Here is a 12010-nt window from a genome sequence, read left to right on the forward strand (position 1 = left end):
CGTTGTCCACTCAAAAATTGATAATGAAATCAGCAATCTCTGCAAACACATCAACCACAAAATCAACCATATAAATCCCCCATGCTGCCAGTTCCTGTAAATTTAGGCGTCAGCTTTTTCACAGTAATTTCCTCCAAATGCCGCTTTATATATTTGATTATAAAATATTTCTCTGCCACCTACAATGCATAATCTATATTAATTTACGCCTGAGCATCTCAATTTCCTTTTTATGTCCCGTATCATCCAAAGGCGTTTCCAGGTAAATGGGCAGCTTATCAAGCAGCGGATGCGCAAGGACTCGCAAAAGAGCCGAAAGCCCTATCTCCCCGTCCCCTATGGCGGCATGCCGGTCCTTATGGGAGGCAAATGGCATCAGACTGTCATTTAGGTGAATCGCCCGCAGCAGCCCAAGGCCAAGGACACGATCAAATTCTGCAAGAACACCATCCAAATCATTCACAATATCATAACCTGCTGAGAAAACATGACAGGTATCCAGGCAGATTCCCACTTTTTCGGGATGCTCCATTCCCTCACGGATTGCGCGCAGTTCCTCAAAGCTGGCGCCTATCTCCGTACCCTTTCCCGACATAGTCTCCAAAAGCACCGTAATCTTTTCCCTACCTGTGATTGCCTGGTTTAATCCCGCTATTATATTTTGGATGCCTTCATCTGTCCCGATTCCGGTATGACTTCCCGGATGAAAAACAATGTTTTCAATTCCCAGCGCATCCATTCTGACAATATCTTCCCGGATGACCCTGCAGGCAAATTCATATACCCCTTCTTTTGCGCTTGCAAGGTTTAGTGTATAAGGCGCATGTGCAAGTACCGGGCCAAGATTATGTTCTTCCCTGATTTTCCAAAATCTTATGATTTCCCCTTCATCGTATATCTTGTAACCAGATCCTCTGGGATTGCGGCTGAAAATCTGCATGGTGTTTGCCTGCATTTTAACCACATTTTCAGCCATTTTTACAAGACCGCCCGCAATAGACATATGGGTTCCTATTGTTAACATATCCTCCTGTTCCTTTCACCTGCCGTATTCCACATGCATTTACGCAAAATTGGTAAACTTCGCATAAAATAATGCCTTACTCTTTCACCTTTGTATCTATTTCTTCCGCCGGTTGCCATGCCTTCCCAAATTTCACATCCTTAAACATTGTCATAAGACCGGTAATCTGCTTAAGCCTTAATATTTCGTCCCGATCCATACCAAGATGTTTGGAAATCCACGCATCTGACCGTCCCATCTCCTGGAGCTCTTTGACAATATTGCTCATCAAATCCACATTATGGCTCCCTCTGGCCCTGTTGTGACGTATGGTGCTTGCCATCCGCTGGTCAATGGGCTTGCGAATCACGGAAACCGGCAGCATTCCCTTTTCCCTCTCGTAGATATCGGCATGGTCTAACATGATCCTGTAACGGTGAAAGCCGTCAACAATCACATAAATATCATTTTCCCTACTATAATAACACACAATGGGCATTGTGTATCCATCCTCTTTGATACTCTCGTATAGCAATTTCATTTCAGGAGGCGCCACCGCGTTAGGATTATAAGTATTTGCTTTTATCTTTTCAATGGGAACCGAAATCACATTGTAAACCGGACTTTTGTATTCCATATTTTATCCTCCGTATCGCCTGTATTTTCAAATTTGAGCCCTTGCTCAAATTTGTATGAGTAAAAAATAAGCTTTGCTTTTTTTACTCTATATCCTCAATACTTCTATATTTATTTTGAATGATGTCAAGGCGCTTTTTCTGCTGCTTGCTCATGCCAAATCCCATAAACCGGCAAAGATGGTCATTTTTTAATATGCAGTAACACATCCGTTTCCAGCTTGGAATATCCTTGGTGGTTTTAATATCGTCCGTATCATCCGGAATGTTCCCTTCAAATACGACCCGTGTCTTTTTGCTTGCGGTGTAATTTGAAACCCCGTTCCGCCTGATTTTATACCCATGCCGTTCTAACTCCAAAATCGTCCCCTCGTCCAGTCCACCCCCTGTTTTGTGCCAAAATTCTATAGAAGTTTTGAATTTTTTTATGTAGTTGTTGCGCAGTCTTGCAGGAAGGGTGTCTAACAAGAATAGGGTATAGGACTTCCAGGTATGCCCCTCCGGCATTGTGATGTTCCGATAGCCCATCGCCTTCGTTCGGCCATAAATATTGGCAAAATTCGCTCCCCGCACCCTTCCTACCAGCTTCACCCAGATTTCCGGGTCAATGACTCTGTATAGATTCAGGGCATCCTTTGAGTAATCGTTAAAGGGGGAGGCCACCCGCATTTGGGAAACCTTAAGCCCAGCCATGTAATAAAGATCATACAGATGATTGTAATCATAGTTAAAAAGATAATTGGCGTGCCACACATCCGCCGATGACCAGTCATAAAGCGGGGAGGCACACCAGACATCCTTAAACTGCTTGGTAATCCAACAGTTTCCTTCATACCCATACTTTTTATTTACAAACCCGTTATACCTCTGCAAAGACTCGTCCGCACGCATGCCCAGCAGACACACCGTTTTCCTGTTTCCGTGGGACATTCTGTACCAGCGTCCAAACTGTCTGGCCAAATCTTCCTGATGCATCTTATAGCGGTAAGTGGTCATGGGATTATTTTCAAGATTTATCACATAATCCTTATCCGGCATTCCCCTGACCCAAATCTCCTTCTTGGTATCGTCCCAGGGGTACCAATACATCTCATAGCTGCTAAGAGCCGTCCTTGTCGCCATGGGAAGGCATACCCAGTAAGGGCGAATCTCATTTTTGATCCGCTCAAAGGTTCTTTCCACATATTCCGTGGTCACTGTGTACTGGGCCTCAAAGTCCTGGTGAAAGACCCCTATCTTTCGTTTGGGCCAATACCGTTTCTGATAATCCAACACCAGATTCAGCAAAAGCCCACTGTCCTTGCCACCGGAAAAGGAAACATATATATTATCAAATTCCTCAAAAAGATAATGCAGCCGGTCCTGTAAGGCCTCATATACATTCTGCTCCATGTATTCTCTTACCATCATTTTATCACCTGCAGTAATAGATTTTCCAGATTTTAGAAATACCGCTAATAGTGAATTTAACATAGAAATTTGGTAAATTCAACCAAATATGGTAATTTTAGGAGCTTTTGGTCCATAGTGAAGGAAAAAATATACTGATATCTATCTGAAAGCGCATGTTTGAACAACTTCGGCAGGCCAAGGCTCATGGTATTCAAAATTCTCTTTTCGCAAAAAAACCGCCGGCATTGGCCAGCGGTTCTATCCTCATTATATTTATGTTTATCATGTGGAAATTGTCGCAGCAGGATATGGATTCTCCCAGCAACTGATTTTTGCATCAAACACGCCCCGGCAGTTGCAGCTCAGGTTAAATCAATGTATAATCAAAACAGTTACCAGGCCCCCTTATCTCTTTGTGCCTGATTTTTTATGAGACAAAATTATACTTGCATTCCAATCTGTGGATGCGGCGGAAATGGAGATTCCTATGAATGAATTAGAAAAATGTATGGCCGGAGAATATTATGATTGCCATGACAAGATTTTTCTGGGCTTCAAGGTCCGGGCGAGAGAACTATTAAAAGAATATCACACGCTTGCCTATGAGCAGAAAGAAAAAAAGACGGATATTTTAAAACGGTTGTTTGGCGGAATCGGTTCAAATGTATCTGTGGGACTACCCTTTCTCTGCGACTATGGGCGGAACATTTATATAGGAAACAATGTTTCTGTCAATATGAACTGCACCTTTGTGGATTGCAACAAGATAACCATTGGAGATAATGTGCTGATCGCTTCAAATGTACAGCTTTATACGGCAGCCCACCCGATTGAACTGTCCGAAAGGCTCACTCCCGACTGGAATCCCGAAACGGAGCAATATTTTTGCCGCACTTATGCATTGCCCATACAAATCGGAAACGGCTGCTGGCTTGGCGGCGGCGTAATCGTCCTTCCCGGCGTGACCATAGGCAGCGGTTGCGTTATAGGTGCCGGAAGTGTTGTCACAAAAGATATACCGGAGCATTCCCTGGCAGTAGGGAATCCATGCCGTGTGATTCGGAAACTAAATGGGGAGAAAGAATGAAAAATAAAGCTTTCACTCCAATTCACCTTCGAGCCGTGCCATACAACACTCCCCCTCCCTCTGGATATTGGCATAAAACGGATAATTCGCAACCCCTGCTTTCGTTACCGCACCTTTTAGCCATCCCGAATCCCGGACAAAAAAAGCAGGATTCCTGCAATGGCTCCCATAAAAATAAAAGACTGGACAAAAGGCATAAAATTGTAGCTGCCGCTCTGCCAGAAATCTATGAAATCATTGCTCACATAAGTCATGGGAAGGGCCCTCGCCACCTTTTGAAGGGCCATAGGCAGCTGTTCTGTCCGCATTCCCATCATGCCGGTTAAAATCATCATACAAAAATAAAGACACATTACCACCCCGAATGTGAGGCTGAACTTCTTTAAAATGTTAGCAAGGGCATGGGCAATCACAAGGAAAATACCGCCAATCAGATACAATGACACCACCAGGCAGATAAGAGCGAAAGCACTGGGCTTTTGAACCTTCATTACCACCGCCTGGAATCCTCCGAAAATCAAAAGGGCCGCCGTCATCAAAATGAAATGAGCCGCTATTTTAGCCGGCACCTCACATTTTTCCCCAAATCCATACAGGCGCATTCTCAAGGGAATCCCCTTTTCGATTTCCAGTGCATAAAGGGCGCCGTACCCTATGAGCATAATCGCCATAGGTATTACCAATGTCATTGTCAGCATAATGGACGTTACCGCCTCCCGGCGCATTTCCTCCGTCATCTCACTCCCAACTGTCTGCGCGATAAGCAGGCACATAAGATTCGGAAACACAATGCCGAAAAAGTGAGGCATAAGATTTCCGTTGATATTTCTTAATTCGTACAAAACCATTGATAAACTGCATTTTTTCATCATAATCCCCCATTCTTGCCGGCAATCCGCAAATTGTATGCATACAAAACATGCTGCATAAGAAGTACACCATGCGCAATCATAAATTCGCCTGTAATAAATTCATCTTTCACTGCTTACTTTCTGCTGTGCATAAAATCTCTCCCTGGCATTCATAAACATAATCTCAATATCCGAATTGCTTCTCTTGAAATTTACATTGTTTTCTGCAAGAGCCTTCATTGCTTTCCACTCCTGGGCTTCGTCTTCACAGGATAAGGCAATCAAATGCTCCGGCGATTTTAAGGTTGGAAAGTTTCTCGATAATGCTCTGTTCTTATCGTTATTTTCCATAATAAGAACCACTTTCCCGCAATATTTACGGAAAAGCCGCTGCTTTTCCCCAAAAGCGATCACCCTTCCCTTATCCAGAATAAGGAGCTTACTGGCAAGCTGTTCCAGTTCCTCATAATAATGGGAAACCACCACCAATGTATCTTCCTTGTCCCTGTACCACTGTGAGAGTTTTTCCGTCAATCTTTGCCTGGTCTCAAAATCCAGCCCGGATGTGACCTCATCATAAAAAGTAAGCTCAGCCTTTTGAAACATTACCATAATAATGGTGAACTTCTGCTTCTGTCCTCCCGAGAGGGCATTAAACCTTTTAGGCAGACAGGATTCAAATTCAAAAAAAGAAATCAGTTCCTGCAATTCTTTATTTTTCGCGATTTTAGTATCCAATATAGTTTCCATAATATATTTTACGGACATAGTGGTCACGTACTCATTAAACTGCATATGTACCGCCATCTGCTCCGGCTTCAGATTTGTTATCACCCTTCCCCTGTAAGGAATCAATCCCAAAAGGGCCTTGATCAAGGTTGATTTTCCCGCTCCATTAGAGCCGATTATGCCAATCCGCTCTCCTTTTTCAAAAGAAACAGGCGTATCTATCCTTAGGGCTGTCTGACTGCCGTATTTTACCTCCAACTGTCTGATTGTCACCAGCATCTTCTTTTTCCTTTCTAACCTTCATAAAACCGCTCTCTTAGTCAAAACCCATCTCTTTGTTCTGCTTTTGCAAAGGACAATGTGGTCTGCACACTGTTTTCCATATTTTCCACTTCCAGCCTGCCCCCTGAGAGCCTGCTATAATAGGAGGCCACATATAGCCCCAGCCCCTTTCCTTTCCTGCTTTCATCGCTGCTGACAAAGGGCTCAAAAATTCCTGGCATTAGCTTTTTGTCAATGGTCACTCCAGCATTTCTGATACGAAGCGCCTCATCCCCGGCTTCAATCTCAATGGATTCTCCTTTGGGCGTATACTGCACGGCATTCGAAAGAAGATTGTCCACTATCTTTTTCATCATTTCCCGGTCGGCCCAAACATTCCCGCTGCCTTTTAAAGTAACACGCAGCCCTTTATCTTCTATCTGAACCTGATAATCCCTTAACGCTTCCTGAACCAAATCCTCTATGGGCAGGGTTTCCTTTTGCATATTTTCCGCATGATAATTAAGGTATAAAATATCTTCCACAATTTTCCTCATGGATAAAAGCTGCTTTTTTACCTCAGGAAGGTACTCTTTTACATTTTTATATTTTCCCACCTCATTCATCATTCCCTCCACCAATAGCAGCGCTGCCGCAACCGGCGTTTTTAGCTGGTGGGAGGTAGCGCGCAAAAATACCTCCTGTCTTTCATTTTCCTCCGCCAAAGCCTTATTTTTTTCTGCCAGCTCCTGATATTTCCCGGAAAGCTCTCTGTAAAGCTCCTGCAGGGCATTTCCCAAAGCCCCGATTTCATCTTCACTTTCAAAGGCAATTTCCTCTCTCTCAAGGCCATCCGATGTCCTGGCGCTTTCCGCATACCCTGCCAGCTGGATAATCGGATTAACGATTTTTCCCGAAAAGAACCGGGAGGAAAGCAGAACCAGCAGAAACATCACCGCGGCAATCATGGGCAGGCTTTCCATCACCACCGGCCTGATTTCACCCATTTGCGGCGTCATTGTCGGCAGAACCGTCATAAATAAGCCATTCTTATCATAGCACATAGCAACATAAGTGGTATAGCTGTAATTGCCATCGCTCACACCGCCCTCATATACAAAAGAGTCTTCTGAGAGCATATGGATTTTAGAATATTCCTCTCGGTATATCCCCTGGTTTCCCCTTCTGTCCAGCTGCACGGCAATTGGAGCATTCTCCGAAATCATATTGTTTTCTGAAAATTTTCCGCTTATCTGTTTCCACAGCCTGAGAAAATCCTCCTGCGACACTTCCTCTGATACATCTGATTTACCGGTATCCGCCATTTCCATATATTTCATATTTTCCAGCATGTTTCTAAAAGTATCCAGCATTGCCTGCAATTCTTCATCCTGCACTTTGACTGTCATTTGAAAAAATTTCCCGGCCACATAAATTTCACTTCCCTCATCCGGAATTTCCAGTGAAAATGCCGCGGAAGGATTGCGCACCGTCAGGTTATCGTAGCTTCTCTCCTTCCTGTACCCCTCCTGAATCTCCTTTACCGATTCCAGATTATGCTTCATCACATAATCCACATACAAAGACGGCAGCATAAGCACAAAATACCCTACAATAAAAGCCGTCATAATTGTGGCAAGAACAATACTGTATAAAAAAGTTTTTTTTGACAATCCCATTACAAATCCCCTTCCTGAAACTGATACCCCACACCGATTACTGTCTTAATATAATTCCCCGGTAGTTTTTTCCGCAGATTTTTCACGTGGGCGTCAATGATCCTGTCATTTCCCACATAGTCCTCATTAAAAATCCGCAAAATCAGCTGTTCCCGGGTAAACGCCCTTCCAGGCTCCTTTTTCAGAGTCTGCAGCAGTAAAAATTCGCTTAAGGTAAGCTCCAAAGGAGTGCCATCATAAAACGCCTGGTAGGAGTCTGCGCAGATGACCAGGCCCTTTTCCTCCTGCCGCTCCTTTCTTTTTACCCTCCGCAGAATGGTTTCCATTCTTTTTAATAGAATAATCGGGGATACCGGTTTAATCACATAATCATCCGCATAAAGATTAAAGGCCTGCACCTGTGTTTTTTCATCGTCCAAAGCGGTCAACATGATGACTGCCATCTGCGGCCGATGCTCTTTGATATAAGAGAGCACTTCAAGACCGCTTGCTTTGGGAACCATAATATCCAAAACCGCCATATCAAATCTTTGCTCTTTCAGAAGTTCTAAGGCCCTCTCTCCATCCTCCGCCTCCGTCACCTCATAACTTTGCATTTTCATGTATTCTGTCAGAACCTCCCGTATGGTTGGCTCATCTTCCAAAAACAAAATCTGCATTGCATTCATTTCTCCGCCTCCAAATATTATGTTATCATTCTAACACACCCCTATGAATTTCGTATGAAGATGATGTGAAACTAGGGAATGGGTCTTGCTTGTTGTATACTGTAATCTAATTTACTGGACCGGCCAGCCCTTACCGCCTAATCAGAAAAAGTGTAAAATCCAGATAATACAATGGACTTTACACTCTTTGTTTTCCTGCCGTTTATGCAATTGTGATTATTTCCCCGTCTCCATTTACCGCTATTATTTCCTGCCGCAGCATTTTTTATATTTTTTCCCGGAACCGCAGGGGCAAGGGTCATTGGGATATATCTTTTTTGCCGTTTCCTTTTGGCCAATATATGTAATATGCTCTAAATCCAGTTTGTCTCCCAAAAGCTCTTTTCTGTTGTGACCGCATTCGCTCCATCTTCGGATGACATTAAGCTATATGCTTAACGCCCTGACCAGCTTGTCCGCCGCCCTGTCACTGCTAAAGGCCACATCCCAATCATACAGACAGTTCATAATCTCCGGGATCTCCCAATCTTCCCTGATTACATACTCTGACACTTCCGCAAGCATCTCCTCTGTCTGAGCTCGATCCTTTACTTCTCTGTTCAAGATTCTAAATACCGCTTTATATTCGTCATTTTTAATTGTCATACTTCCTGCGCCGTAGCTCAAAATTTCATCGGCGTCAGGTATATAGTAATTCTTTTTTTGTCTGCGCAGAAGTTCTTGATACTCCTTTTCCGTCTTAAAATATGGACTGACAATATATTTTCCATCCAGCCACAGTTCCTTGTCTTCTTCCAGAAAAGGAAGAAATTCCTGCAGGATTTTGTCTACATCTCCTGCTTCCTCTTTGCCCGCGTTTTTATCCTCACTCGCATTCATAAGGAAAATATTCCGTACTTCTCTCAAAGTGCACACACCATATAAGCCCATGCAGGTCCTTACCATATAACGTATGCCGCTCATAAAGACCATATGCTCTTTTACGTCCGGTTCCTCCACCGTCTTAATAATATCCTTAATCTCTTTCATTACTGCAAAAGATACACTGCCATTATCATCCGAGAAAGCAAATGCCCAGCCCATAGGAACAAATTCATTCATTACGGTTGCCGTATCCATTCCTCCAACAGGCTCATAACTCGCAATTTGAATCAGAAGCTGAAGCCTGGCGATATCCATCAATTCAAATCTTAACTTAAAATATTCCGGAATATCTTCATAAATGCTTTCCTCCTTCTGCTGGCGGCTTATTTCTTCGTAAGACGCTTCGTCTTCAATTTTTTCCCATATCAAGTTAATCAGGTCATCCGGTGCTCTGTGCAAAGCCTCTTTCAGTTCTTCCGTTTCTTCCCCTTTAATGGTAAAAAGATCGCTAAATAAACTGGTAATCTTCTTAAATTCTTCCTCTAACCCCATCTCTTTAAGTAAAGCATTCATCTTAGTGCTAATATCTTGTCCCATTTTCATTTTTACACCCCTTGCATACCACAAGCTTTGCTTGGACACATCTCTAACAACTCTTTCCTGCTTATTTACTTACAATTTTTCCAGCTCATCCATCATTGCGCTTCTGTTTCCATACATTACTTTCCAATTCTCCGTTATCTCATGCACTTTTGCCTCTCCGCCTTTTATTCTGCGCATTCTTCGGAGGATTCCCACCCATTCTTTATAGCGCTTTCTATCCGCCGTCCGTCTGGCCATCTCATTGACTTCATCCGCATATTTTTGTAAAATCTCCTCCGGATAATCTTCCATCAAGACATTTTCGTACTCCTGCAGGACAAACAGCCCCCTTGCCCTAAGCACATGCTCCAGCAGTCGGTCATACAGTTTTTCTTCTTTGTACAGGCGTTCCACACGGGCGCAGGCCGGAATCTGCGCAAATATTTTTTCCCGTATACTCTCCCATTCTTCCTGTGAATAGAGCCCTCTTAATTCCTTAAATTCCTCAACATTTCCCGGATTATCCTTCGTCACCAGATTCCATAACTGCTGCCTGTATTCTTCCTTTCTTCCCGCCGCAAAATATATATCCTTTAATTTGGCGCTGAACTCTCTGACCAGTCCCGGCATATCTGCATCTATCTGCAGGCTTTCCTTCAGGGCCTCTATGGCCTCCTCATATCGTTCCTTTTCGATACACCTTGTTATATAAAATTTCCTGACGCCGGCGTATTTCCAGTTCTCCTTACAGTACCACAAAACTTCTTCCGGATCAAAGCCGTTTTCCTCCATCAGGTTTATGTGGCACAGAGCCCATTTTTCCGCATAATATCTTTCATATGTACTGTCCGTATTCTGCTTTGCTTCTTTTACTTTTTGATCTGAATACACAAGCTTTGACTCCTGGAATTTCTTCTCTTTAAAGTTTTCCATCAGCACTTGTTCTATGTATTCTTCCATATAGTCAATGACAGAGCCGTCCAAATGTTTCGTGAACCATTCATATATAGCCTGTTTTTCATTATCGTCCGCCAATTCCAGAATTTCTTCCCAAATCTCCTTGCAATGCTCGGCCAGCATGCCCATTCCGCCGTCCGAATCGTCCATATCCACGTTTCCAACCTTTACAAATATATAGCCGGTCAACTCAAAAGCATTCAGATAGCAGCCTTCATCTATCATCATTGCCACATCCTCATATAGATATTCTTCCATTTCCCTGATAAAACCATATGCTTCATAGTAAGATATGAAATGGTCTCTGCCCAAATATTTTTGAATAGAAGTATCCACCTGGGCTTTATATCTTTTCATATCGGCTATTGAAATCTCAGGGCTGACAGATGTCTTAAACCTTGCAAACAGCTTTTCGTCTTTTTGCAGAATCTCCGCCAGGAAATTTCTGACCAGGGTTTCATCTGCCTGACTGACGATCTTTTTTATCTCGTCCCATTCTTCATCCTCTCCCATTTTTCTTTCCAGACTGTCATCTCCCTCATTTTCTTTGACCTGTTTTCCATTTTCCCCATCTTCCAGACCGCTTTCCCACTCAAATAAAACTGCTGCCATATGCTTACAATAAGAGCCAGCCTGTGCATAAGGACAGTTACAATACATATCCTCTATCCCGCCATCCTCAAGGGTAATTTCTACCTCATAGTCTTCCGTTCCGCATACGGTTGCCCTGATTACATTATCCTGACACGCCATATCTTCCACAGCGCCTTCACAAAAATAGTCATATCCCCTATCCAAAATATGCTGCATAAAATGCTTCTGCCAGTTCATTCTACCCTCTTTTCTGCGCTGCTATCTAATTCTTCAGCCCATTGCATTTAAGTAAAAGCTTATAATTCTCTGCGACATGCTTACCATATCATTTGTTTCAACACTAGTATAGCGTATCTATAACTTCTGTGTAAACATTTCGATCCATTTTCTCGGGAATTTACACAGAAACTTCGGATACGCTATACTAGTGTAATATACTTATCTCTTTTTTCAACCAGCTGCGAACTTTTTTATGAATTTTCACAGTGAAGAATTATGATACTCTCTACATTTAACATTTTCTAATCTTTAATTCATTTCCACCCACAAACCACTTAACCCGGATTCTCGAAAACGTGACGATGAATTTTCGCCACACTTAGCCGAATTCCCTGAATTTTATTGACAAAACCACCATTTTGCACTTGATTAACTCATCGTCATGTTTTATGATGGAGGTATAAACATGACGAGGTGATTGTATGTCGA

10 protein-coding genes and 1 pseudogene are annotated in these 12010 nt (G+C 43.0%); 1 reads left to right on the forward strand and 10 read right to left on the reverse strand.

Annotated features, from left to right (window positions below):
- Positions 1 to 193: 193 nt before the first annotated feature.
- The 3 genes from D5281_RS08815 to D5281_RS08825 form a co-directional block, all read right to left on the reverse strand.
- Positions 194 to 1024, reverse strand: coding sequence for a deoxyribonuclease IV (locus tag D5281_RS08815; RefSeq protein WP_160559797.1), 831 nt, complete (start codon positions 1022 to 1024; stop codon positions 194 to 196).
- A gap of 76 nt (positions 1025 to 1100) precedes the next feature.
- Positions 1101 to 1640 carry an IbrB-like domain-containing protein gene (locus D5281_RS08820; protein WP_160559798.1) on the reverse strand — a complete coding sequence of 180 codons (540 nt, stop codon included), beginning with the start codon at positions 1638 to 1640 and terminating at the stop codon, positions 1101 to 1103.
- An 82-nt stretch (positions 1641 to 1722) separates the two neighbouring features.
- Positions 1723 to 3045 carry a phosphoadenosine phosphosulfate reductase gene (locus D5281_RS08825; RefSeq protein ID WP_160559806.1) on the reverse strand — a complete coding sequence of 441 codons (1323 nt, stop codon included), beginning with the start codon at positions 3043 to 3045 and terminating at the stop codon, positions 1723 to 1725.
- 472 nt (positions 3046 to 3517) lie between these two features.
- Between D5281_RS08825 and D5281_RS08830 the strand changes: the two genes are divergently transcribed.
- Positions 3518 to 4117: a sugar O-acetyltransferase gene (locus D5281_RS08830; RefSeq protein WP_160559799.1), complete on the forward strand. Its 600-nt coding sequence runs from the start codon at positions 3518 to 3520 to the stop codon at positions 4115 to 4117.
- Between the two features lie 116 nt (positions 4118 to 4233).
- On the opposite strand, the gene D5281_RS08835 is transcribed toward D5281_RS08830, so the two are convergent.
- The 7 genes and pseudogenes from D5281_RS08835 to D5281_RS08865 all read right to left on the reverse strand — a co-directional run bounded on the left by D5281_RS08835 (position 4234) and on the right by D5281_RS08865 (position 11539).
- Positions 4234 to 4989, reverse strand: a complete 756-nt coding sequence (locus tag D5281_RS08835; RefSeq protein WP_160559800.1) for an ABC transporter permease — start codon at positions 4987 to 4989, stop codon at positions 4234 to 4236.
- A 99-nt stretch (positions 4990 to 5088) separates the two neighbouring features.
- Positions 5089 to 5976 (reverse strand): ATP-binding cassette domain-containing protein, encoded by an 888-nt coding sequence (locus D5281_RS08840; protein WP_277935255.1) that lies wholly within the window; start codon positions 5974 to 5976, stop codon positions 5089 to 5091.
- A gap of 41 nt (positions 5977 to 6017) precedes the next feature.
- Entirely contained in the window at positions 6018 to 7637 is a 1620-nt protein-coding gene (locus D5281_RS08845; protein WP_160559801.1) for a sensor histidine kinase, read from the reverse strand.
- Positions 7637 to 8305: a response regulator transcription factor gene (locus D5281_RS08850; RefSeq protein WP_330584899.1), complete on the reverse strand. Its 669-nt coding sequence runs from the start codon at positions 8303 to 8305 to the stop codon at positions 7637 to 7639. The genes D5281_RS08845 and D5281_RS08850 overlap by 1 nt, the downstream gene beginning before the upstream one ends.
- Before the next feature lie 243 nt (positions 8306 to 8548).
- A pseudogene (locus tag D5281_RS27165) lies at positions 8549 to 8638 on the reverse strand (SEC-C metal-binding domain-containing protein); the annotation flags it as partial.
- 93 nt (positions 8639 to 8731) lie between these two features.
- The gene (locus D5281_RS08860; RefSeq protein WP_160559803.1) at positions 8732 to 9772 is read right to left on the reverse strand and encodes a hypothetical protein; all 1041 of its coding nucleotides are present in this window, start codon (positions 9770 to 9772) and stop codon (positions 8732 to 8734) included.
- A gap of 69 nt (positions 9773 to 9841) precedes the next feature.
- Entirely contained in the window at positions 9842 to 11539 is a 1698-nt protein-coding gene (locus tag D5281_RS08865) for an SWIM zinc finger family protein (protein ID WP_160559804.1), read from the reverse strand.
- Positions 11540 to 12010 lie beyond the last annotated feature (471 nt).

Source organism: Parablautia muri, from assembly GCF_009917485.1.
In the GTDB taxonomy this organism is placed as follows: domain Bacteria; phylum Bacillota; class Clostridia; order Lachnospirales; family Lachnospiraceae; genus Suilimivivens; species Suilimivivens muri.

Excerpts from the sequence above, each read along its gene's own strand:
- D5281_RS08850 (WP_330584899.1), bottom strand. The coding sequence starts at position 8,305 with ATGAATGCAATGCAGATTTTGTTTTTGGAAGATGAGCCAACCATACGG.
- D5281_RS08815 (WP_160559797.1), bottom strand. The coding sequence starts at position 1,024 with ATGTTAACAATAGGAACCCATATGTCTATTGCGGGCGGTCTTGTAAAA.
- D5281_RS08860 (WP_160559803.1), bottom strand. The coding sequence starts at position 9,772 with ATGAAAATGGGACAAGATATTAGCACTAAGATGAATGCTTTACTTAAA.
- D5281_RS08830 (WP_160559799.1), top strand. The coding sequence starts at position 3,518 with ATGAATGAATTAGAAAAATGTATGGCCGGAGAATATTATGATTGCCAT.
- D5281_RS08835 (WP_160559800.1), bottom strand. The coding sequence starts at position 4,989 with ATGATGAAAAAATGCAGTTTATCAATGGTTTTGTACGAATTAAGAAAT.
- D5281_RS08825 (WP_160559806.1), bottom strand. The coding sequence starts at position 3,045 with ATGGTAAGAGAATACATGGAGCAGAATGTATATGAGGCCTTACAGGAC.
- D5281_RS08865 (WP_160559804.1), bottom strand. The coding sequence starts at position 11,539 with ATGAACTGGCAGAAGCATTTTATGCAGCATATTTTGGATAGGGGATAT.
- D5281_RS08820 (WP_160559798.1), bottom strand. The coding sequence starts at position 1,640 with ATGGAATACAAAAGTCCGGTTTACAATGTGATTTCGGTTCCCATTGAA.
- D5281_RS08845 (WP_160559801.1), bottom strand. The coding sequence starts at position 7,637 with ATGGGATTGTCAAAAAAAACTTTTTTATACAGTATTGTTCTTGCCACA.
- D5281_RS08840 (WP_277935255.1), bottom strand. The coding sequence starts at position 5,976 with ATGCTGGTGACAATCAGACAGTTGGAGGTAAAATACGGCAGTCAGACA.